This window comes from Paenibacillus sp. AK121 (genome assembly GCF_019042715.1).
GTDB lineage: Bacteria > Bacillota > Bacilli > Paenibacillales > Paenibacillaceae > Paenibacillus > Paenibacillus polymyxa_C.
Window position 1 is genome coordinate 55,932 of record NZ_JAHPJM010000004.1, and the last position, 21,785, is coordinate 77,716.

Below are 21,785 nucleotides of genomic sequence, written 5' to 3' on the forward strand. Positions count from 1 at the left end.
TTCATATCACCTATAAGAAATAAAATACTTCCTTTGCAGCTATCCATCCCAGAGCACCCTAATCCATAGAAAAAGGTATCCCTCCAAACTTATCGCTAGGGGATACCTTTTTCGTCCATCTATGACTTAACTGGCTTAACCTTCATTAGCGCTTCAAGCGCGAGATTCAGCTTGAGCACGTTCACACGCGGCTCGCCGAATACCCCTGCGCTGCGGTCTTCTGTCTGCTCCTGCACCAGCGCCTTCAGCTGGTCCTGACCAATCCTCGTCAAGCCGCTAATACGCGAAATTTGAGCCTGTGCCGCCTGTGGCGAGATGTGCGGGTCTAGACCGGAGCCAGAGTTCGTAATCAGGTCCAATGGAACCTGACTGACGGGTACATCCGGGTTATGCTTCTGCCAATCCGCAATAGAATCCTTGATCCGCTGCACCAATGCCGGGTTCGAGGGTGCGTAATTACTTGAGCCTGAACCAGCCCCATTGTAATCGATACTTGATACCCGACCTTGGAAAAACGCCGGATTGGTAAAGGACTGCCCAATCAGCTCAGAGCCGATTACCCGCCCCTCCGTGTCACGAAGCATACTGCCGTTTGCTTGCTGCGGAAACAGGACTTGCGCCACTCCTGTACTAACTAGCGGATATGCCAATCCGCACAATAGGATCATTAGCACAGAAGTTCGCAAAGCCACTCCAATAACCGCGCTTCCTCGCATCTCTTGTCTCTCCGGTTGGTTTTCCAACACTGCCTCCGTCCCTGTACGCTTGTTATGACCTTGTCCGCCAGATCCGGCTTTCTCATGTGCAGCAAACCTGCGTCCAGACAACATCCGATAAAAACCACTCATGTCGCTCACCCTTTCTGCGCTAAATCCACAAATGTACCAGCAAATCAATGGCCTTAATGCCGACAAACGGTACCACCATACCGCCCAGGCCATAAATCAGTAAATTCCGTCCCAGCAAACGATCCGAGCTCATTGGCTTATACTTCACGCCCTTCATTGCCAGCGGAATCAGAAGTGGAATAATGACTGCATTAAAAATAAGCGCCGATAAAATAGCCGAGAGCGGGGAACCCAGTCCCATGACATTCAGTGCACTCATTTGTGGAATAGCCAGCATGAACATCGCCGGAATGATAGCAAAATATTTAGCAACATCGTTCGCAATACTGAACGTTGTTAATGCCCCACGTGTCATAAGCAGTTGCTTTCCGATGGCGACCACCTCAATAATTTTGGACGGATCAGAATCCAGGTCCACCATATTAGCAGCTTCCTTGGCCGCGACCGTACCGCTATTCATGGCAAGACCGACATCTGCCTGGGCCAGCGCAGGCGCATCATTGGTACCATCTCCAGTCATGGCAACCAGCTTGCCCTGCTCCTGCTCACGGCGGATAACCGCAATTTTGTCCTCCGGCTTGCTTTCTGCTACAAAATCGTCCACACCTGCTTCACGTGCAATTGTAGCAGCGGTCAGCGGATTATCACCGGTACACATAATCGTGCGGATGCCCATTTCCCGAAGCTGATCGAAGCGCTCCTTCATGCCCGGCTTCACCGTATCCTTCAAATAAATAATGCCGTATATCCGATCATCCAGCGCCACTGCTAACGGTGTACCTCCTTCTGCGGCTACCTGATTTGCTTTTTCCTCCAGATCGGCCGGAACACTGCCTTTTTGCGATACAATCCACTGCCGGACAGAGTCCACGGCGCCTTTGCGTACTCTTCGTCCATCGGCGAGATCCAGACCACTCATCCGGGTTTCTGCCTTGAACTCGATAAAGGTCCCACCTGCTGCCAAGGATTCATCCAACGTGTACTCCTGCTTGCGCATCAATTCCAGCACCGAGCGCCCCTCAGGTGTCTCATCCTTTAGTGAACTCATCGCCGCCCATTTCGCTAACTCTGCCTTTTCTACACCATCTACCACCACGAATTCACTCGCCATCCGGTTTCCGAAGGTGATGGTACCCGTTTTATCGAGAATCATCGTGTTGATGTCCCCGGATGCTTCTACCGCCTTGCCTGACATGGCCAGCACGTTAAACTGGGTAACCCGGTCCATACCGGCAATCCCAATAGCCGACAAAAGCCCGCCAATCGTGGTCGGAATCAGACAGACTAGCAACGAAATCAGCACGGGAACAGGTAAATCAATCTTAAAATGACGGGCTATCGGAGCTAGCGTCACCACCACAATTAGAAAAATAATCGTCAAACTAATCAGCAATGTATTCAGTGCAATTTCATTTGGCGTTTTTTGCCGCTGTGCACCTTCCACGAGCGAAATCATTTTATCAATAAACGTCTCACCCGGCTCAGTTGTAATCCGCACCTTAATACGGTCACTGACCACCCGCGTCCCACCGGTTACCGAGCAAAAATCACCGCCCGATTCCTTAATGACCGGAGCTGATTCTCCCGTAATCGCAGATTCATCCACCGAAGCCAGGCCTTCAATGACCTCACCATCACTTGGAATCATTTCGCCCTGAGAGACGATTACCACGTCACCTTTACGCAATGCTGTCGAGCTGACTACTTGAATCTCATTTCCGACAAGCTTATTAGCTTGCGAGTCCTGCTTGGATTTTTTCAAGGAAGCAGCTTGTGCCTTCCCCCGTCCCTCCGCGAGCGCTTCGGCAAAGTTAGCAAAAAGCAGCGTGAACAACAGAATAATAAATACAGCCAAGTTAAAGCCCATTTCCTTGCCGGCTCCAAAATAACCGGGAAGCAGTAGCATGAGCAGTACGACCAATGTACCGATCTCCACGACGAACATGACAGGATTTTTCATCATGATCATTGGATTTAATTTGATAAAGCTATCCTTGATCGCCTGCTTCAAGATGCTTCTATCCAGCATGCGTTTGCGTTCTTCCTTCATGATCAAGCACCCCGTTCATCCATTCTCATTTTTCTTCTTCATGCTCATTTTTCATCACATGGTCAAAAATTCAGCTACAGGACCCAATACGATCACCGGCAAAAAGGTTAACGCACCAATCAACAGAACAACTCCGATGAGGATGGCTCCAAACAGCTTGTTGTCCGTGCGCAGTGTGCCTATCGTCACCGGGGTCGGGTCTTTGGCATTCAACGAAGCTGCCACAGCCAGCAATGCAATCATGGATACATATCGTCCAAAAAACATAACTGCTCCTGTTGTAACATTCCAGAACACGTTGTTATCTGAAAGGCCTTCAAATCCTGAACCGTTATTTGCCGCAGATGATGCATATTCATAAAGCACCTGAGTCAACCCGTGATATCCGGGGTTAGAGACCGCATCGTATCCCCAATGACTCATAAACGCAAGCGCAGTTGGAGCAAGAATAAGAAACGGATGTACCAAAATGGCAATCGCAATCAGCTTCATTTCCTTGCCTTCAATTTTCCTACCCATAAATTCCGGGGTTCTTCCGACCATCAAACCGCATATAAACACCCCCAGAATCGCATACATCAGCATATTCATCAGCCCGACGCCCTTTCCGCCAAAAATGACGTTTAGCATCATTTCTCCCAAAGCAGCCATACCACCTAGCGGGGTCAGTGTATCATGCATATTATTGACCGAACCTGTCGTCGCCGCCGTTGTGACCGCAGTGAATAATGCCGATTGTCCAATGCCGAAACGAACCTCTTTCCCTTCCATGCTTCCCTGAGATGCATCCATACCCAGTGCCTGGATTAACGGATTACCTGTCTTCTCCGACACATACGTTATGGATAGAAAAATAAGGAACAAGACCATCATCGAGCTAAAAATAATCCAGCCCTGCTTGCGATTACGGGCAAACAATCCAAAAGTATACGGCAGCGAAGCCGGCATTACCCACATTGCTAAAATTTCCAGTACGTTCGTCCAAGGACTTGGATTCTCAAAAGGATGAGCAGAATTAGCTCCCGCAAAACCGCCCCCGTTCGTGCCCAAATGCTTGATGGATTCCAATGAGGCAATAGGTCCCATAGCAATCTGCTGCTGTGTACCGCTTAAAGTCGTAATATCCGCTGTAGGCTGTAGCGTCTGTGGTACTTTTAGTCCCACCAGCACCAGCGTAAGTATAAAGGCAAGCGGCAGGAAAATCCGTATGTTGGCTTTAATAAAATCTTGAAAAAAATTACCCAGCCCTTCACCGCGCCGCGTCAATCCCCTCATAAAAGCCGCAGCAACCGAAAACCCCGAAGCAGCCGAAGTAAACATCATCATCGTGACGAACGCCATCTGTGTCAGATACGTAAGCCCGCTCTCACCGCTATAATGTTGGAGATTCGTATTGGTCATAAAGCTGATTACCGTATTAAAGGCCAATGATGCTTCCATATTACTGTTTCCAACCGGATTGCCTGGGAGTATAGCCTGCAAGCGCAATAGCAGGTAGCTGATCCCCACAAGCACCACATTGGTTGCAATGAAACTCATAGCATACGTGGTCCAACGCATGCTGTCCTGTTTCTTCAAGCCTACAACCCTATAAATCAGCTTTTCCGTTCCACTAAAAATCCGATCCGTCCGATTCGGTTCATTCGAGAATACGTGATACATATAGGTGCCCACCGGCTTTACCAAGAGCAGCAATATGACGATCACAATTCCAATTTGCAGTAGCTCCATCCTCTATTCCTCCTTAAAATGCTCCTGCATTTGGAACAACAGACCTGCTTCAGACCATCCATTGAGTGCACACGTTTGCGAAAATCTGCCCCTCTGATGCTTCATTCTTGATCTGCTGTTCCCGCCTGCTCGATCCTATAGTTGACTAGAACTTTTCAGGATTCAGGAGTGCGTAGATTAAATACACGAACACAATAACCGTGAGCCCTAGCACAACGATCATCCTCTTCGCCCTCCTTTTGAGGTCTGCGCATCACACCAGCGTATAAACAGTAATATCACTCCATAACTCACAGCCATTACGAGCAGCATGTATAAATCCATCATGTTCCTATCCTCCGTATCGCTCCTCAGATTGTCCTTTTGATTCCATCATAAAATCATAAACCAGCTATGTTATAAGTGCTTATCCGTTCAGCAGGAAACCCACCTCTCCGTTCAATGTGTAGATCACATGGTCCGCTCCCAATCCCCGATAAATTCCTTGCGGATTACAGCCGTGCGTAATAACATAGATCGATTCTGATGTTAGTGGCCGACATATTTGCAGGAAACGGCAAGTCAAATTCAAGCTGTTTTCGAACAAATACACACTCCCAATTTCTTTACTAGGAAAATTCCATTTTCCCGCTTGCATGGTATTGATGCGCACAATGTGCTCCACACCCATTTTTTTGAGCTGTCGTTCCTCCTGAGTGCTATTTGTGAGAACTGCAAACGCCAATTTTTTGAACATAAGCAATTTCACAAAACTTCTGCCCGCTTCATTCGGTGCAGTGACAATAATTAACCGACCTTCCATCAGTAGCTCCTCTCCCGGTATAAAAAGACAACAAAAAGAAGCCGAAGGAAAAAGGCTTCCTCCGGCTTCATACATTCCATGATAAAATAAACCATGGTTGCACACGGCGGTTTGTTGCCTCTCCCTGTACGCTTACGAGGTTAGCTGTCGGATTCGGACGTGAGAGTCGCCCTATTTACGGCACTTGGCCGGAAAATTCACCCCATGAGACACACACGGCTTGCAAAACCGTACATACTCGTTGGTTCCCCCGCTTTTGCAACTGCAAAATTCAGCGCTTTAGACAATTCGTTGTTGCTTCATTGGTGTTAATTTGAAATTACGTCTTGAATCATACACCCGTGCAAGGAAGACTGTAAAGCTCAACGGCGGGGCTATAAACCACCCTTTAGAGCATAGGAGATTAAGAATAACGCTTACAAGGCAGCTATGCTTCTCGTATCTCTTTAAAACTCTGTATTTCACCCCTTTTTGAAAATGAAAGGCATGTCAATATTGGCGTAGTGTATGGCTTAGTTACTCCTTATTTGCAAAAAGGAAAGAAAATACGCTATACGTGCCAGATAATTACCGATTGAACCCGTTTTTATGAGAAGAAACACCTCAATTAGCTCCATTTGAGGTGCGATTTACCGTTTTGAACAAAAGACGATTTTACAATGGTCCAATGCCCGTATACTCTTCCGGACTTGCAACCCCTTGTTGAGTTGCTTACAATTTAATTGCAGAATATTGAATGAGGAGGGATATCTTGACCGTATATAAATATGATGCACAGACCCTACAAGGGGTACAAATTCCGTTATCCACATACGAAGGGAAAGTTCTACTTATCGTGAATACTGCCAGCAAATGTGGGTTAACCCCCCAGTACAAGGCGCTACAAGAGCTATATGACCAGTATCATGAACAGGGGCTCGAAATTTTGGGATTTCCCAGCAACCAGTTCGCCAAACAAGAGCCGGGCTCCAGCGAGGAGATCTCCGAGTTTTGCCAAATCAATTACGGTGTGACCTTCCCCATGTTCGCCAAGACAGATGTCAACGGTGATCAGGCACATCCTCTATTTCACTACCTGACCCACACCGCTCCAGGAGTATTAGGCTCCAAAGCGATCAAATGGAATTTTACTAAATTCTTAATTACACGAGAAGGTAACGTATTTAAGCGTTATGCGCCGCAAACCACTCCAGATAAGCTTATAGGAGATATTGAGAAGCTTTTGCGGAAAAACTGACATCTTTCTTCATTACAGTTAACGAGCGGTCCGCTGTCCATATGACCGCTTCTGTAACAGAATGATATAACGAAAAATATTTAACGAAAAAAGCACCCCTTCACGTAAAACGTGTCAGGATGCTTTTTCAACTGGGTATTGCACATAATGCGGTCGAGAGGACTCGAACCTCCACGGGCGTACGCCCACTACCCCCTCAAGATAGCGTGTCTGCCATTCCACCACGACCGCATGTCATAATGTATTGAGGCAACAGATTTATTATACTCTCTCAGCAACAATTTGTAAACAATAATATTATAATTTTTTTAATGTAACTTTATATAACATATATAAGCGATAAAATTATTTAATTTGACATGAAAGAGCTCAAAGTGTAAATATATATTACATAAATAATTGAACTATTATTATATAAATAAGATTAGAGTCAAATAAACTGACACAAATATTCACCTCAAGGAGGCGAACCATCCTGCATAAAGGTAACCGATTGCTAAACTACGCATTGTTGTTGGACCCTTCCCTACCCATTGGTGGTTTTACCCGTTTCTACGGACTGGATGAACGTTTCCGTAACGGAAACTTGAACAGTCTACAGGATCTGAAACATTTTATGCGAGACGATTGGTATCCTCAAATTACAACCCTTGACGGCATGGCCATCAAAAGTCTGTATGCAGCCATCCAGCAGAATGACGGTTGGCGGATCGCCCTTATTGATAAAATGCTGTACACCCAACATCCTTCCTCGCAGTATGTGAAAAAATCGCGACTTTCTGGCCAGCGTCTGCTCAAGCTCACCAAGGCTCTTTATCCTTGGCTTGCATTTGACCAACTGGAAGACACACTCACTCAATACAATGCAATTGGCACACTCGCTACTGTCCACACTTGGATTAACTTCCTTCTCGGAACCGATATAGAACAGACCATTCACGGCTATTTTGCCACAGCGGTATCCTTCTGTATCGAAGATGCCTTCAGACTGCTCAATCCTCCTTACGAGGAAAAGAATCCTCTTATCGATCACATGACCAGCGAGTTGCTCACCACCTGGAAGAAATTTAACGAACCTACGCCAAGCTTATTTCAGCCTCACCTTTTCCATAGCCATCAGACCAGTTCCTACATCACTCAGCCACCCTATATGAGCCATAGTAGCCAATTGAATGCATCCAGGCCCTTTTCCTCCTCCATCCTATTCAAACGCCTTCCAGCCTCCCTCTGATGCGTCGTTTTACCAGTCTAGCAGTCACAATAAAAATACTCTGCCCTTTTCTCAAGCGGCAGAGTATTTTTAATTCATGTATCCAAATTCATACCACTCACAGACTATAGTCGGATTATTTTCACTTTTTGCACTTAATTAAGTAATTATTTTAATAAAATAACGCATTTAAGATTGTATAAACACGTATAAAAGTGTATCATAGTTTTAGATGGTTAATTCTAACATGTTTACTGATGATTATTATATCACACCAATTATTCTGCAAGAATCCGTAAGGGGCGATTTCTCTTGAACAACAAAATGCCTGTCACCTCCTTCGGGTGGGCCATCAAACAAAGGCTTGTCGAGCTTCGACTGGATCAGAAAACATTTTGCGAGACACACAATATCCCGCCTTCACGCTTGTCCAATCTGATTCACGGCACCCGTAAAGCACAAAGGTACAGAAAACAAGTTGCTGCAATTCTGAATATCGACGATAACGATTATAAGGAGGCGACACCACACTAAACCCAACAAGCATCCAGCATCCGACGCGCCGCCATATTATCAGGAAATCAAATAAACCCGTAAACCGAACCCCTTAGTCCGTTTTACGGGTTATCCACCCAGGCGTTTAGCCATAGATTATTCAAGTTTCGCTTTGTCCTTCTCCCTTTTTTGCTTACGGTATTTCGCAAATTCAACATATTCTAAAATAAAGTTCTGTTCTTCTGTCTCAAGATCTTCAGCCTGGCAATTCAATGGCCCCATCACCCCAAAAAAATAAGCAGCCTTCTGCTCCTGAAGCACGCCTTCCCCCGGCTTAATCCCTTTCATCAACCAGTCGAGCGATACATTAAAAAAGTCCGAAATCTGAATCAAATGGGCGGTACCTGGCGTTGTTTTTCCTCTTCTCCAATCACCGAGATTCCCTGAGCTGATTTTAAGCTTTTCACAAAATGCCTTCTTGGTCATTCCCCGATCCTTAATTAAAGCTTCAATCCGCTGATAAATAGTTTGATCTCCCAAAACGTTTCCCCTCCGACACTGTAGCTTTTTTCTAATTATTTTTCAATTGCACACATTAGAATATCCTTATCAAACCTCACAGCAAACATTAATCAGTAGTTGAATTATGCTGGTTTTTCTCTTTACGAAAGCGGGTAAATTCAATATACTCAAGTATAAAATCTCTTTCCGCCTCACTTAGCGATTCCCCTTGGCAATTCAGTTGCCCTGAAGCTCCAAAAAAATAAGGGTCCTGCGACTCCTTTAGTACTTTACTCTGCACATCTCGACCCAGCATAATCCAATCCAGACTAGCATTAAAAAACGAAGCGATTTCAATGAGTTTATTCGTGCCCGGTGTCGTTTTTCCTCTTTTCCAATCTCCAAAGTTTCCTGTACTAATGCCCAACTGCTGGCAAAACGCCTTTTTCGTCATACCTCGTTCCTTAATGAGCTCCTCAATGCGTTGGTAAATAGATTGCATAGAAGTTCCTTCCTCCCTAGCAGGCTCTCCAAATAACGATATCATGTACCCTGTTCCCATTTCAAAGATCACGTATGCTAAAATTACCGAATTATGTATGTTGGTTTTCATTATACCACAATATGCAACAAAAACCGCCTGTTTTCCGAAGAAAGGGCGGTCTTTAAGTCAGTTCGCTTACGCCAATCAATCACGTAGCAGAGTTGTCGATTTTAAGTAAAATCTGCTTCAATTCGTTCAACGTTTCACTCAAGTGCAATAATTCTTCTTCCGGCAGATACACCAGTCTCTCTTGAATTTTATTAGAGAAGGTATGAAATACCTGTTCACAAAAAGCGTCGCCTTCTTCTGTAATGGCTACGTTCACGACTCTACGATCCGAGTCACACGATTGGCGGTCAGCCAATCCATGCTCCACCAGCTTATCCAGAAGAGGAGTCATATTTGGGCGTGAGACATTAAGTTGTTTGGACAAATCGGATACTGTAGACGAACGCACTTCACGCAGAAGCATGAGCACCTGAAAGTTATTAGGCGACAAATGCAACGGAAAATCAAGCGGACCGTAGGTGAAAAATTTCTTCTTCACAATCGGAAACAAGCCCAAAATATTTTCTGATATATTTCCTAACAGTTGAGTGTCCATATTTTTCACCGTCACTTCATAAGTTTATATATTTATTATTCTATAACATTATGGCGTCATATTATACTATGGAATCATTATTTCATCATAATCATTGTTTAATTGCATCAATGCACAAATAAAAAAAGCCTCTAACGCGAGAGACTTTTCCGTTTATTCCATTGATGCGGTCGAGAGGACTCGAACCTCCACGAGCGTACGCTCACTACCCCCTCAAGATAGCGTGTCTGCCATTCCACCACGACCGCATAACAAAATATAAATGGTGAGCCATGAAGGACTCGAACCTTCGACACCCTGATTAAAAGTCAGGTGCTCTACCAACTGAGCTAATGGCTCATGCTATTCATCCAAGCTGTCCGCCATTAGACCAGACCTCAGGAATTCCCCTTAAGCATGCAACATGTAGTCTATAAAGACAACAATGACCCGTAGGGGATTCGAACCCCTGTTACCTCCGTGAAAGGGAGGTGTCTTAACCCCTTGACCAACGGGCCCTATTAATGTACACCAACTTGGCGACAAGAAAGAGTATATCAAATAGAATAGTAAATGGCAATACTTATTTTTAAAAATTTTAAAAAAGCTATTTTATATAATTAAAAAATGCATGTTCACTTACATTAACTTATCTATAATCATCTAACCCCTGAAAAATCATGATAAATGATTGCAATATCACTTACATTTACTTATAATCACTTACGAGATACCGAAATGATTATATATCAGAGGAGCTTTCTATGTATCAGGAAGAACGAATGTTAAAAATCGTTGATTACTTACAGCTTCACAAGCGTATTTCGGTGGATGATATTTGTGAAATTTTTAATGTTTCACGGGATACGGCCCGTCGAGACCTGGTAAAACTTGAAGAGCATCAAAAAATTATTCGCACCCGCGGCGGCGCCCTACTCCCTAAACTGCATCACGATCCAATTGGAAATTATAACGAAAGACTACTTACTGTATCAGAGGAAAAACAAGTGATCGGACAACTGGCTGCCAGCATGGTACGAAATAGGGATCGTATTATATTAGATTCCTCGACCACCGTACAGGCGTGTGCAGAAAGACTGAATGTGCAGGAATGTTCGGTTATCACCAATTCAATTAATCAGGCTGACGTACTATCTGGAAAAGACGGTATCTCCATTCATCTGTTGGGAGGCCGCCTGCAAAAAGAACACCGATATGTATACGGCTCGTCCGTAATCGCCACTTTGTCTCACTATTTTGTAGACAAAGCTTTTATCGGGATTGGAGGTATATCAGCTCACGGACTAAGCCTGATTCATGAAGAAGACGGTATGCTGAAGCATCAGATGATGAAACAGGCGGATCAGGTGATCATCCTTGCGGACCATTCGAAATTCGGAATCAATTTCCCATATCGTTTTGCTGATTTGTCTGAGGTTAATATCGTGATCACCGATCGCTTGCCAGAATCAGCGATGCTGGAAATTTTGCAACACCATGATATCGAAGTTGTTGTCCCCTCATAAATTTGAAGCCAATTGCTCTAACTAGACGCAATATTTGTATAACAGAGAGATCAAAAGACAGGAGCTGGAGAGAAATGAAACTGTTTGCGATTGATATGGATGGAACGCTACTGAACGAGGAAGGAAAAATAAGCAAAGCCAACGCAGAGGCAATCCGCAAGGCACAGCAGCAAGGTGTTCAAGTGACGATTGCCACTGGCAGAGCCGCTTATGACGCCTGGACAAAGTTAGAGGAAGCAGAGCTGGTTACTCCCGTCATTGGAGCAAACGGCGCCACTGTACACGATGCGCATCGTCGCCAGTTAACCTCTACTCCTATGGGCCGGAGCGAAACATTTGAAGTGCTGAGCTGGCTCGAGGGTAACGACTTCTACTATGAGGTCATGACAGACCGGGCCATTTATTCTCCACAAAAGGGACATCAGCTACTTGCTGTTGAAATGGACCGCTTGCTGAGCGCCAACCCAGATATTTCACTGGATACTTTATTACATGCAGCTGAAAAGCAATATGAACAGACCGGGCATACCCGCATCGCTTCATATGAGCAGATTCCACTGGATGTAGAGATATATAATGTGCTCTGTTTCTCCTTTGATCAAGCCAAATTGGAATGGGGGCGTGAACGTTACCGAGATTTTCAAGGTCTGAACATGGTCATTTCCTCAGATCGTAACTTTGAAGTCGAGCATAAGGATGCGTCTAAGGGTAATGCATTGCGCTATCTCGCGAATCATCTGAGCATCCCCATGCAGGAAGCGGTAGCGATCGGAGACAGCTATAACGATATTTCCATGCTGACGATGGCTGGGAGAGGTATCGCCATGGGCAATGCAAAAGACGATATAAAGGCAGTCTGCTCCGACGTTACCCTGACCAATGTGGAAGACGGCGTTGCTCATGCTCTGTTGAACTTACTCAAAACCATCAAGGCTGACACTGTGAAATAGAAGGGATTGGCTGCTACGTTACTTAAAAAGCAGATCTATACAAAAGCAGATCTAAACGAAAAGGACGCTCGCATGCATTGTTACCATGCATACGAGCGTCCTTATTCTACTTAAAATACCAACGGAGAGAGAGGGATTCGAACCCTCGCACCGCTTACGCAGTCTAACCCCTTAGCAGAGGGTCCCCTTATAGCCACTTGGGTATCTCTCCATGGCTCCCCGAACAGGACTCGAACCTGTGACAACTCGATTAACAGTCGAGTGCTCTACCAACTGAGCTATCAGGGAACATTACTGTAAATTATCATACAGTATGGTTAATTTACCATGAATCAGGGGGTTACGTCAAGTGTCAACAAGCGAAGTTTACCTCCACATTTTCCACAGCGATATCGCTGTGGGTTCATTTTACGCTTGCGCATATACTCCTGTTGACAGGAAACACACACCAGCTTGTAACGATAAGGCTGAGGTTTTCTTCCCACTCTTCCCGGCAGAGTCTGACAATGCCTGCTCCCTCCTACACGGGCCAGCCATGCTTTGAAATCAGCATCACGATGCTGATAGCCCATTCCGCGCAGATGTAGATGATAATGGCACAGCTCATGCTTTATTATTTTTTCCACTTCAGAGCGTCCATAAGCGGCGAGTTGATGTGGATTAATTTCAATATGATGACTTTTCATAAAATATCGACCGCCTGTAGAAGACAGGCGCGAGTTAAAGGTGGCTTGATGCTGAAACGGCACGTCAAAGCTCTCCAGCGAGATGCGCTCTACCCATTCTTGAAGTTCTTTATTACTCATGGAAGGGTTCATTGAATTGCTCAGAGACTCGGACTCCATCTTTATGGTTTCCCTCCTTTGCTCCATACTGACAAGCATATTATAAAATAACGGCCGAAGTCTAACCCTGGTTCATTAAGCACACTTTAGGTATCCACCCCATATGCTAAACATACAGATGTAACGCAGAGGAGGAGATCGGCTTGCCTCAATGGCTTAGTAACCAGCTCATGCGGGCCTTTTACAAGAAGGACCGACGCCAAATTAGACTGTTGAATGATTGTTGGTTTTTTTATCATAAAGCACCTGGTATAGAATTTGATGCCAACAACGGATAGAATCAGAAACATCCAGAAATGGAAAACCGGAGTCTCCGATATGATTCGGAGATTCCGGCTTTTTTTATACCCTCACAAAATGTCATATAGCTTTATTTATAGCACTATGCCTGTGACTGCGCATCTGCGGGAGGTTTCATGGTCAGACCTACCCTGCCTTTTTTCAAATCAACATTCAACACCCACACCGTTACGTTATCACCAACAGATACAACATCCATCGGATGCTTAACAAAACCACTGCGCAGCTGTGAAATATGAACCAGACCGTCACTTTTAATACCGATATCAACAAACGCACCAAAATCAATGACATTGCGGACAGTTCCTTGAAGTTCCATACCCGGTGCCAGATCCTCGATCTTCAACACGTCCTTGCGGAATACAGGCAATGGCAGCTCGTCACGCGGGTCACGCCCCGGCCGCTGGAGGCTGTCCAAAATATCCCGCAATGTTGGCACACCAACTTCCAGCTTCGCTGCCAACTGCTCAATATTAGACACATTCAGCGCTTCTGTCGCAGCTTTCGAACCCAGATCATGGGCACTGATGCCCAGTTCCGCCAGCAGGCGGTCTACGACAGCATACGATTCAGGGTGGATCGGCGTGCGATCCAGTGGATTTTCGCCACCTGGTATACGGATAAAACCAATGGATTGCTCGTAGGTTTTTGCACCAAGACGCGGCACCTTCTGCAACTGACGACGGTTGCTGAATTTCCCGTTTTCCTCACGGTACTTAACGATGTTTTTAGCAATGGTCGCGTTGATCCCTGCTACGTAGGACAGCAGCGCCGAGGAAGCTGTGTTCACATCCACACCAACGTGGTTAACAGCCGATTCTACAACGTCCTTCAAACTTTCATCCAGATGTTTCTGCGACACATCATGCTGGTATTGGCCTACACCAATGGCTTTCGGCTCAATTTTGACAAGCTCAGCCAGCGGGTCCTGCACACGACGCGCAATAGACGCCGCACTTCGCTCAGCTACGTCCAAATCAGGGAATTCTTCCTGTGCCAGCTTGGAGGCAGAGTATACGCTCGCACCTGCCTCATTGACGATCAGATACGCGAGGCTGCTGTCACCAATATCCGCGATAACTTCGGCTACGAATTGCTCTGTCTCACGTGATGCAGTTCCGTTACCAATGACAATCAACTCGATATCGTATTTGGCAATCAGCTGCTTGAACGTTTCTGCAGCCTCACGTTTCTTGTTGTTTGGCGGTGTCGGATACGTCACAGCCACTTCCAGCAGCTTGCCTGTGTCATCGACAACAGCCAGCTTACAGCCTGTCCGATAGGCTGGATCGACTCCAAGCACACGACGCCCCTTAATCGGAGCCTGTAGCAACAGGCTGCGCAAATTGCCTGCAAAGATAGAGATGGCCTGCTGCTCGCCCTTCTCTGTCATTTCAGCACGCACTTCACGTTCGATAGATGGCGCGATAAGCCTTTTGTATGCATCCTCAATGACACTGCGCAGCAGGTCTTCCACCACAGACGATCCTTTAATCACTTGACCTGCCACATAATTGTAAATGGAATCTGGCGCTACCTCCAAACCAACCTTAAGAATGCCTTCCCGCTCCCCGCGATTAATCGCCAGAATACGGTGAGGTGGCATTTTCTTAGCCAGCTCACGATAGCTGTAGTAATTTTCATACACAGACTCTTGCTCGGTGTCCTTTGCTTCAGAGGTCAACATTCCATGATCCAGTGTATATCGGCGCACCCATTGGCGAATAGCCGCATCATCAGCTATATTTTCGGCCAAAATATCCATGGCTCCTTGGATGGCAGACTCAGGGGTTTCGACTCCCAGCTCAGCATTCACATAGGATTCAGCTTCTTTCAAAGCATCACCCTGCTTCGGCTGACCCCAAATCCAGATGGACAGCGGCTCCAACCCCCGTTCCTTTGCCACACTGGCGCGAGTCTTGCGCTTTTGCCGATATGGACGGTACAGATCCTCCACTTCCTGAAGCTTAACCGCAGAAGTGATAGCAGCCTGCAGCTCTTCAGTCAGCTTGCCCTGTTCATCAATAATGCGGATGACCTCTACCTTACGATCCTCCAGATTACGTAAATACAGCACACGATCTTCAATTTCACGCAGCTGATTTTCATCCAGCTCTCCTGTCATTTCCTTACGATAACGCGCGATAAAAGGAATGGTATTTCCTTCATCCAATAAACTGATCGTTGTCCGGATTTGCTTGAGTGCCAGCGACAGCTCTCTCGCCACTTGTTTGACAATCCGTTCTTGGCGTTCTGCTTCGTTCGGCTCCTGCCCAATTTCCGTCTTCATTTCCTCGTTAGACAAACCTATCCCTTCTTCCTCACAGCTCTTGTCATACATCATATCTTTTATTATCACAAAAAATGATTCAAAGCGCCAGCAGGTGACGTAAAAGCAAGCCCTACCTGTATTGTTCTTCGGACATGCAAAAGGACAGCGCTAGAGCGCTGTCCTTTCCCGTTTCACTCGTCGTTCCATCATACTAAAAATCAATCAAACCGAGACTGATCTGTAGCGAGTCGCTCACTTTGCGCATGGTTTCTTCATCCAAATGGGTGATTTTGTCGGTAAGCCTTTGCTTGTCGATTGTCCGGATTTGCTCCAGAAGAACAACAGAATCACGATCAAAGCCATGCGTCGCCGCGTCGATTTCCACGTGTGTAGGCAGCTTTGCCTTCTGAATCTGTGCAGTGATGGCTGCTACGATCACGGTAGGGCTAAACCGGTTGCCGATATCATTTTGAATGATCAGCACAGGTCTGACGCCACCTTGCTCGGAACCGACTACGGGTGAAAGGTCTGCAAAAAAAACGTCGCCGCGCTTTACGATCAATATGGATTACACCCCGCTAACTGTACGGCCCAAGGTGCTGTTTGCATCTTCCTCCGCGTGAAAGGCTTCGGATGCCATGGTCAGGTTAATTTTAGCCATTTCCATGTATCCACGCTGCATAGCTTCACGAATGTAACGTTTTTTACGTTCACCTACATAAAGCTTCATTGCCTGCCTGATAAATTCACTGCGGTTGGAATTTTCCATAGCTACGATCCCGTCCACTTCCTGCAAGAGATGATCTGGCAAACTGATCATTATTCTTTTGGTGTTCTGCAAATTGGCCAACTTCTCTTCCACCCCCAAAACCTTGTCGCCATTGTACCATTATAACGTTATTCCCGGTAATTTATTCAAACGGAATATAAGAGAATGTATATGATATTCGTATATCATCTATGCTGCATTCCATTATAAACTACGCAGTTCGTTTTCGTACAGGCGTTTGATCCCCGAAATACAAGTGTCAGCGGAGCCTAATGCGTCTTTTGACAGTTATAGCGCTCTTTTCTTTCCTTTGTACATATTTCGGGACGTTCTACGAAAACTCCTGCTTTTATCCGGTAATTTGCGTTATGAAATTAATTCCAGTGGGTTGGAAGAAGCGAGTTCACCCGAACGACAGGAACATGATCTCGCATGTAAACACGCGGTACCCTGTCTGCGATCATGCAGATCACCTCATAGTGGATCGTACCAAGCTTGGATGCCAGCTCATCCGCCGCAATGATTTCGCCGGACTGCTGGCCGATGAGAACAACCTCTTCGCCGGTTTGGATTTCTTCCGCATCCTCTGCGAAAGATTGTAAGGATACCATACACTGGTCCATGCAGATCGTACCGAGTACAGGGACGCGACGACCGCGTATCAACACTTCAACCTTCCCACTTAGCATGCGAGAATATCCATCCGCATAACCGATTGGCAGTGTGCCGATCCGCTCTTCACTAGAGGTCACATACCGGGTACCATAACTAACTCCCCATCCAGGAGGAAGCGTCTTGGTATAAACCACCGCCGTCTTTAATGACAATACAGGCAACAGTTCAATGACTTGCCGGTTAACCTCATCAGACGGATACAAACCGTATATACTGATGCCAATCCGCACCATATTGGGGGAAAGGGAAGGGGTATCAATGGTGGCCGCGCTGTTGCCCGTATGTATAATGGGAATAGTAATACCTTGTTCCCTTAGCGCATCCGCCACGCCCCGAAACCGATCATATTGTAGCAGTGTATAGCTTTTATCTTCTTCATCCGCGCGGGCAAAATGGGTGTACATGCCTTCCAGCAGCACCTGCTCTAATTCGTGAGCCTGCCGGACAAAAGCCAAAGCCGCTTCTCCAGGCAGCAAACCGAGTCTTCCCATGCCGCTGTCTATTTTGATGTGCACCTTCAGCTTGCGTTCGCTTCCTTGGCGGTCCAATCTGCGGATACCTTCCAGCACTTCCTCACTAAACACAGTCAATGAGATATCATGCTCCCAAGCTGTTTGGACAGCTTCAGGCGAGGTATAGCCGAGTACAAGGATCGGCAGTTCAATCCCCGCATGACGAAGCTCAAGAGCCTCATCCAGAAAAGCGACGCTCAAATAATCCGCACCAAGGCGTTCCATTTCCTTTGAAATTTCTACGGCACCGTGCCCGTAGGCATTAGCCTTGACACAGACCAGTATCAGCTTATCCGCAGGCAATACCTTGCGAAAGGCTTCATAGTTGGCGCCAAGGTGATCCAGGTTGATTTCGGCCCGGGTCGATCTGTATTGTGCTTGCAAAATCCAGTCACCTTCTTCAATTGTTAGCCTCTAACATAACCTTTTACCATTCGAATGTAGCAAATTCCTTGCTTCCAAAGGTTAATGGTAATGTTCAGAGACGTGGCTGTCAATGGCAGGGGAGCTTTACCAGCCTCCTCTACCATATCTACAATAGAACAGGATATACAAGCGATGCACATCTTAGACTGCGAATGAATAAAAAGACGGATACGGGCGGCAGCAGAGCATTTTACACTCTAGACCGTCTGCATCCGTCTATAAAATTTTATTTACCCGATTGATCCTGTATAGAAGCGGCAATTTGTATCATTTCGCTCACAGGCAGGTCAGCACTGGTGATTCTGAACTCTATTCCATCATTCATCCAGGTCATCGTCTGCTGTTCGCTTCCTGTCAGCACAGCAAAGCTTCCTCCAATATCAACCAGTTCGCCTGCGGAAAGTGCGACCGCCCGATCTTTTGGACGCGCCTCCACAATGGTATAGTTATACGTTCCGCTATACCGTAGCATCACTGCATGTGTACCGTTATCCTCCAGCTCCGGCGTATCCTTAATCTGTACTCCGGCTGGCGTGTAGGAAGGTTCAATCAAGCCGAACTCACCCAATACAGCTTCTGCGGCATCCGTTCCTGCTGAGGTTCCGGTTGCACCATCCGCTGTGCTCGGTGTTTGTTGCTGCGCCTCTGCGTTAGCTGCTGCTTCCGGCTTGGACGTATCGCCTGTGACAGCTCCGTCGCTCTTCGCTTCACCAGCCGGTTGCTGAACATCGTTTCCTACGGTTCCCTGCCCTTGTCCAGATCCACTGGATGTCACGCCAGTCGTCCCTTCTAACGTACCGGAAGAATCGGGCAGACCGCTGGAATCGACTGCCCCTGAAGATGGCGATCCCTCGCTACCAGCACTCGTTTTTCCGGAAGCCATATTCCGCTCCATATCAAAGGAATCTTTGTCAAACTTCGTATCAAAAGCGAATTGATCGAATTTCAGATCGACAACCACCTTGGCATTCGCATCAGATACCTGTACCTGGGTAGGGGCATAGTTGTTTTTGGATAGCCAAATCTTTTGCCTTACCAGCGCATGGCTGTTGTAGTTCGCAGCCACATCAAACACATAGGATTTATCGTCGGTAGCCAGCTGACGGGAGGCATCACCGATAATGCTGCGAACCAGCGTTTCATATAAATATACCTGACCCTGATTGTTTGGCCAGTCACTTTTGAAACGGAAACTCTTGTTCAGGCTGGGGGTCAGTACAAATACACCCTCATCATTACGAAGCACAATTTGTGTAACATCCTTTTTCTCGTTCGTCATGGCAATGCGGTAATAGGACGGCTTGCGGTAGGAAATATCGACCTTGTATTCCTGCGGCGTGTCGCCGGTATGCAGCGTCATCAAAGCTGTACCGTGGTAGCTGTTCAGGTCGCTCACCACGTCACTCAAATCTTTAACCACATCGTCTGCGCTCTTCTTGCCGCACCCGGCCAGCAGCAACGTTACACACATGACCATGGCAAGCATCCATGAAATCCGGCGCATGTCATCAACCCCTTCAGCACATGTTTTAAATGAATTAGTACATGTCTATGAAGGACTTGTTCGATTTATGCAGACTGGCATGACAAGCTTGAGCGTATTCTTGTGTAATGCTACAAAATCTTTTGGAGACTAACCATAAATTCATATAGGAAATAAACCGAAAAAACAATCAAAACTACGCCGGCACAGATCGTAACCCACTTGATGGCAGTTCGGTTCATGGCTTTTCGTGTTGTTGCTACGAGGGTCATTAAGCCTAAATCATGGACAAGAATACCAAACAAAATACCTAAGCCAACAATCAAAAATTGACTTGTATTAGAACGATCAAACGAACTTGCCAGCACAGTCCCAAAAACACTTACCCAGAACACTAAATTCCCTGGTGAAACAGCTACAAGCAGCCCATTTTTATAGGAAGAAAATAATGACTTTGTCTTTTTCTCTCCTTCTAGCGCAATATCATGATCCGCATTTTTAATGCTGTCGTACCCTACGTAGCACAAAAATATGGCTCCAACCAGCCACATGATCACCTGTACAACAGGTAAGGACAGAACAGAGGCCAGACCAAAATATAAACCAATGATTAATAACAAATCGATGGTCATCCCCCCAAGCCCAACAATCCATCCATGCATGAATCCATTCTTTAGCCCTTGCTTCGTCATTTCAACCGTGATGGTACCTACAGGTAGTGCTATTGAGAAACCTAGTAAAACATATGTAATAAACAATGCCATTTCAAAACCCCTTTCAAATGTATAAAAATGATATTCTATACCATAAAAAATGACAAATCAATAAAATTTGAAGAATAAAATGCTAGTAACACATGAGACTTATTTTGTACAAAATCGGATGCATTGACCAAGTTTGTCCATTGAGTATTGAGGGTTGAGCGCTTATCATTGCTTTTGTGATAATAATTCTCATTTGCAATATTATGAATCATTCAATTATACGGAGGTTGCTATGATCAACAAGAACTCTACGATTAACAAAAAACCTACTCGACAATACACTTCTCTGATCTATCTATTCTCTCTTATGGGGGCATTGCTGCTGGGGTGCGGCGCATCAGACAACAATCAGACTGCAAACAGCAACACAGCAGCATCAACAAAAACATCGGAAGCAGCCACAACTCGCGCCTACACAGACTATAAGGGACATACAGTAGACATTCCCACGACTCCTGGGCGCATTGCTTACTTCGGAGAAAACTATGGGGATCTATTGGTTTTAGGCGTACAGGCTGTTGGTACATCGACTTCTATGATCGAGGGAAAGATATATGAAAAAAAAGTTCAGAATGTATCGGACCTAGGATTTCCCATTGATTTAGAAAAAACATTGGCTCTACAACCAGACCTAATCATCACCGCCGATACGGACGAAAAACAATACGCAGCGTTATCAAAAATTGCACCTACAATTATGTTCGATACCTTTGCTCCATTAAACGAGCGTTTGGTACATCTCGGAGACATTGTGAACAAGAAAAAGACTGCTGAAGACTGGCTTGCCCAATATAAAATCAAGGAAGCAGAGATGTGGAGCAAACTTCAGGCGAAAGGTGTAAAACCGGGTGAAACAGCTTCGGTCTTTACCTACTATCCCGGTGACCGTCTGTTCGTCATGGCACGGACAGGCTTGTCGCAAATACTGTATGAAAAAAATGGTCTCAAGCCTACTCCCCTTATTCAGAAAGCACTGGATGAGGACAAAGGATTCGTGCAATTATCACAGGAAGTAATCGGACAATACGCTGGAGATCGGATTTTCATACTAAGCACTCCAAGTTCAGAAGCCCAGCAATCCACCGAACAATTAATGAAAAGCAAGCTGTGGCTTCAGCTCCCTGCTGTCAAGCAGGGACATGTGTACATGCAGGACATTGGCAAAACCGAAAGTGATGCTTCTACTCGAGAATGGCTGCTGGAGGAATTGCCCAAGCTCATAAAATAAGATTGGAGAAGCCTATCGCCCTTGTTGATAGGCT

General features: G+C 45.9%; 22 protein-coding genes, 6 tRNA genes and 1 riboswitch. Of the genes, 7 read left to right on the top strand and 21 right to left on the bottom strand.

The window, feature by feature from the left end; all coding sequences use genetic code 11:
- Window positions 1-119: 119 nt before the first annotated feature.
- From kdpC to KSP24_RS09005, 5 genes are all read right to left on the bottom strand, one after another.
- On the bottom strand, window positions 120-848 hold the full coding sequence (gene kdpC / locus KSP24_RS08985) for a potassium-transporting ATPase subunit KdpC (RefSeq protein WP_216974950.1): 729 nt from the start codon (window positions 846-848) through the stop codon (window positions 120-122).
- A gap of 19 nt (window positions 849-867) precedes the next feature.
- Complete coding sequence (gene kdpB, locus KSP24_RS08990; protein WP_129548893.1) at window positions 868-2,898, bottom strand: potassium-transporting ATPase subunit KdpB; 2,031 nt, start codon at window positions 2,896-2,898, stop codon at window positions 868-870.
- Window positions 2,899-2,952: 54 nt separating this feature from the next.
- Window positions 2,953-4,629 (bottom strand): potassium-transporting ATPase subunit KdpA, encoded by a 1,677-nt coding sequence (kdpA, locus tag KSP24_RS08995; RefSeq protein WP_216974951.1) that lies wholly within the window; start codon window positions 4,627-4,629, stop codon window positions 2,953-2,955.
- 145 nt (window positions 4,630-4,774) lie between these two features.
- A complete protein-coding gene (kdpF, locus tag KSP24_RS25615; protein ID WP_080567893.1) occupies window positions 4,775-4,852 on the bottom strand; it encodes a K(+)-transporting ATPase subunit F in 78 nt (25 codons plus the stop codon).
- 183 nt (window positions 4,853-5,035) lie between these two features.
- Complete coding sequence (locus KSP24_RS09005; RefSeq protein WP_025679877.1) at window positions 5,036-5,431, bottom strand: hypothetical protein; 396 nt, start codon at window positions 5,429-5,431, stop codon at window positions 5,036-5,038.
- Window positions 5,432-5,544: 113 nt separating this feature from the next.
- Window positions 5,545-5,718: riboswitch (cyclic di-AMP (ydaO/yuaA leader) on the bottom strand.
- A gap of 464 nt (window positions 5,719-6,182) precedes the next feature.
- On the opposite strand from KSP24_RS09005, the gene KSP24_RS09010 reads away from it, so the two are divergent.
- Window positions 6,183-6,668, top strand: coding sequence for a glutathione peroxidase (locus KSP24_RS09010; RefSeq protein WP_081317828.1), 486 nt, complete (start codon window positions 6,183-6,185; stop codon window positions 6,666-6,668).
- Between the two features lie 148 nt (window positions 6,669-6,816).
- On the opposite strand, the gene KSP24_RS09015 is transcribed toward KSP24_RS09010, so the two are convergent.
- A tRNA-Leu gene (locus KSP24_RS09015) sits at window positions 6,817-6,899 on the bottom strand.
- Window positions 6,900-7,161: 262 nt separating this feature from the next.
- Between KSP24_RS09015 and KSP24_RS09020 the strand changes: the two genes are divergently transcribed.
- A complete protein-coding gene (locus tag KSP24_RS09020) occupies window positions 7,162-7,899 on the top strand; it encodes an urease accessory protein UreF (RefSeq protein WP_013369936.1) in 738 nt (245 codons plus the stop codon).
- A 291-nt stretch (window positions 7,900-8,190) separates the two neighbouring features.
- A complete protein-coding gene (locus tag KSP24_RS09025; protein WP_013369935.1) occupies window positions 8,191-8,412 on the top strand; it encodes a Rha family transcriptional regulator in 222 nt (73 codons plus the stop codon).
- 117 nt (window positions 8,413-8,529) lie between these two features.
- Here KSP24_RS09025 and KSP24_RS09030 read toward each other — a convergent pair whose 3' ends face one another.
- From KSP24_RS09030 to KSP24_RS09055, 6 genes are all read right to left on the bottom strand, one after another.
- Window positions 8,530-8,913, bottom strand: a complete 384-nt coding sequence (locus KSP24_RS09030) for a helix-turn-helix domain-containing protein (protein ID WP_013369934.1) — start codon at window positions 8,911-8,913, stop codon at window positions 8,530-8,532.
- Window positions 8,914-9,001: 88 nt separating this feature from the next.
- Window positions 9,002-9,376 carry a helix-turn-helix domain-containing protein gene (locus KSP24_RS09035; protein ID WP_013369933.1) on the bottom strand — a complete coding sequence of 125 codons (375 nt, stop codon included), beginning with the start codon at window positions 9,374-9,376 and terminating at the stop codon, window positions 9,002-9,004.
- A gap of 190 nt (window positions 9,377-9,566) precedes the next feature.
- Window positions 9,567-10,022: a MarR family winged helix-turn-helix transcriptional regulator gene (locus tag KSP24_RS09040; RefSeq protein WP_014599548.1), complete on the bottom strand. Its 456-nt coding sequence runs from the start codon at window positions 10,020-10,022 to the stop codon at window positions 9,567-9,569.
- A gap of 165 nt (window positions 10,023-10,187) precedes the next feature.
- Window positions 10,188-10,270, bottom strand: a tRNA-Leu gene (locus tag KSP24_RS09045).
- Between the two features lie 15 nt (window positions 10,271-10,285).
- Window positions 10,286-10,361, bottom strand: a tRNA-Lys gene (locus KSP24_RS09050).
- Window positions 10,362-10,447: 86 nt separating this feature from the next.
- Window positions 10,448-10,519 (bottom strand) — tRNA-Glu (locus KSP24_RS09055).
- Between the two features lie 246 nt (window positions 10,520-10,765).
- On the opposite strand from KSP24_RS09055, the gene KSP24_RS09060 reads away from it, so the two are divergent.
- The gene (locus KSP24_RS09060; protein ID WP_216974952.1) at window positions 10,766-11,527 is read left to right on the top strand and encodes a DeoR/GlpR family DNA-binding transcription regulator; all 762 of its coding nucleotides are present in this window, start codon (window positions 10,766-10,768) and stop codon (window positions 11,525-11,527) included.
- 74 nt (window positions 11,528-11,601) lie between these two features.
- Window positions 11,602-12,477, top strand: coding sequence for a Cof-type HAD-IIB family hydrolase (locus tag KSP24_RS09065; RefSeq protein WP_040101869.1), 876 nt, complete (start codon window positions 11,602-11,604; stop codon window positions 12,475-12,477).
- Window positions 12,478-12,599: 122 nt separating this feature from the next.
- Here KSP24_RS09065 and KSP24_RS09070 read toward each other — a convergent pair.
- The 3 genes from KSP24_RS09070 to KSP24_RS09080 all read right to left on the bottom strand — a co-directional run bounded on the left by KSP24_RS09070 (window position 12,600) and on the right by KSP24_RS09080 (window position 13,322).
- A tRNA-Ser gene (locus tag KSP24_RS09070) sits at window positions 12,600-12,688 on the bottom strand.
- A 1-nt stretch (window position 12,689) separates the two neighbouring features.
- Window positions 12,690-12,765: transfer RNA gene (locus tag KSP24_RS09075), tRNA-Asn, on the bottom strand.
- Between the two features lie 44 nt (window positions 12,766-12,809).
- The gene (locus KSP24_RS09080; RefSeq protein ID WP_216974953.1) at window positions 12,810-13,322 is read right to left on the bottom strand and encodes a SprT family protein; all 513 of its coding nucleotides are present in this window, start codon (window positions 13,320-13,322) and stop codon (window positions 12,810-12,812) included.
- 143 nt (window positions 13,323-13,465) lie between these two features.
- Here KSP24_RS09080 and cmpA point away from each other — a divergent pair, with 143 nt between their 5' ends.
- The gene (gene cmpA / locus KSP24_RS09085; RefSeq protein ID WP_013369928.1) at window positions 13,466-13,600 is read left to right on the top strand and encodes a cortex morphogenetic protein CmpA; all 135 of its coding nucleotides are present in this window, start codon (window positions 13,466-13,468) and stop codon (window positions 13,598-13,600) included.
- 104 nt (window positions 13,601-13,704) lie between these two features.
- Here cmpA and KSP24_RS09090 read toward each other — a convergent pair whose 3' ends face one another.
- From KSP24_RS09090 to KSP24_RS09115, 6 genes are all read right to left on the bottom strand, one after another.
- Window positions 13,705-15,927, bottom strand: coding sequence for a Tex family protein (locus tag KSP24_RS09090; RefSeq protein ID WP_216974954.1), 2,223 nt, complete (start codon window positions 15,925-15,927; stop codon window positions 13,705-13,707).
- Between the two features lie 178 nt (window positions 15,928-16,105).
- Window positions 16,106-16,456 carry a type II toxin-antitoxin system PemK/MazF family toxin gene (locus KSP24_RS09095; protein ID WP_007429335.1) on the bottom strand — a complete coding sequence of 117 codons (351 nt, stop codon included), beginning with the start codon at window positions 16,454-16,456 and terminating at the stop codon, window positions 16,106-16,108.
- 6 nt (window positions 16,457-16,462) lie between these two features.
- Window positions 16,463-16,744 (bottom strand): CopG family ribbon-helix-helix protein, encoded by a 282-nt coding sequence (locus tag KSP24_RS09100; protein ID WP_007429334.1) that lies wholly within the window; start codon window positions 16,742-16,744, stop codon window positions 16,463-16,465.
- Between the two features lie 293 nt (window positions 16,745-17,037).
- Window positions 17,038-18,234 carry an alanine racemase gene (alr, locus tag KSP24_RS09105; protein WP_013369924.1) on the bottom strand — a complete coding sequence of 399 codons (1,197 nt, stop codon included), beginning with the start codon at window positions 18,232-18,234 and terminating at the stop codon, window positions 17,038-17,040.
- A 268-nt stretch (window positions 18,235-18,502) separates the two neighbouring features.
- Complete coding sequence (locus KSP24_RS09110; protein WP_040101870.1) at window positions 18,503-19,780, bottom strand: outer membrane lipoprotein-sorting protein; 1,278 nt, start codon at window positions 19,778-19,780, stop codon at window positions 18,503-18,505.
- Between the two features lie 110 nt (window positions 19,781-19,890).
- Window positions 19,891-20,523 (bottom strand): LysE family translocator, encoded by a 633-nt coding sequence (locus KSP24_RS09115; protein WP_040101871.1) that lies wholly within the window; start codon window positions 20,521-20,523, stop codon window positions 19,891-19,893.
- 232 nt (window positions 20,524-20,755) lie between these two features.
- Between KSP24_RS09115 and KSP24_RS09120 the strand changes: the two genes are divergently transcribed.
- The gene (locus KSP24_RS09120) at window positions 20,756-21,751 is read left to right on the top strand and encodes an ABC transporter substrate-binding protein (protein WP_216974955.1); all 996 of its coding nucleotides are present in this window, start codon (window positions 20,756-20,758) and stop codon (window positions 21,749-21,751) included.
- Window positions 21,752-21,785 lie beyond the last annotated feature (34 nt).

Excerpts from the sequence above, each read along its gene's own strand:
- kdpC (WP_216974950.1), bottom strand. The coding sequence starts at position 848 with ATGAGTGGTTTTTATCGGATGTTGTCTGGACGCAGGTTTGCTGCACAT.
- kdpB (WP_129548893.1), bottom strand. The coding sequence starts at position 2,898 with ATGAAGGAAGAACGCAAACGCATGCTGGATAGAAGCATCTTGAAGCAG.
- KSP24_RS09060 (WP_216974952.1), top strand. The coding sequence starts at position 10,766 with ATGTATCAGGAAGAACGAATGTTAAAAATCGTTGATTACTTACAGCTT.
- KSP24_RS09120 (WP_216974955.1), top strand. The coding sequence starts at position 20,756 with ATGATCAACAAGAACTCTACGATTAACAAAAAACCTACTCGACAATAC.
- KSP24_RS09065 (WP_040101869.1), top strand. The coding sequence starts at position 11,602 with ATGAAACTGTTTGCGATTGATATGGATGGAACGCTACTGAACGAGGAA.
- kdpF (WP_080567893.1), bottom strand. The coding sequence starts at position 4,852 with ATGATCGTTGTGCTAGGGCTCACGGTTATTGTGTTCGTGTATTTAATC.
- KSP24_RS09005 (WP_025679877.1), bottom strand. The coding sequence starts at position 5,431 with ATGGAAGGTCGGTTAATTATTGTCACTGCACCGAATGAAGCGGGCAGA.
- KSP24_RS09110 (WP_040101870.1), bottom strand. The coding sequence starts at position 19,780 with ATGCGCCGGATTTCATGGATGCTTGCCATGGTCATGTGTGTAACGTTG.
- KSP24_RS09035 (WP_013369933.1), bottom strand. The coding sequence starts at position 9,376 with ATGCAATCTATTTACCAACGCATTGAGGAGCTCATTAAGGAACGAGGT.
- kdpA (WP_216974951.1), bottom strand. The coding sequence starts at position 4,629 with ATGGAGCTACTGCAAATTGGAATTGTGATCGTCATATTGCTGCTCTTG.
- KSP24_RS09115 (WP_040101871.1), bottom strand. The coding sequence starts at position 20,523 with ATGGCATTGTTTATTACATATGTTTTACTAGGTTTCTCAATAGCACTA.
- KSP24_RS09040 (WP_014599548.1), bottom strand. The coding sequence starts at position 10,022 with ATGGACACTCAACTGTTAGGAAATATATCAGAAAATATTTTGGGCTTG.
- KSP24_RS09080 (WP_216974953.1), bottom strand. The coding sequence starts at position 13,322 with ATGGAGTCCGAGTCTCTGAGCAATTCAATGAACCCTTCCATGAGTAAT.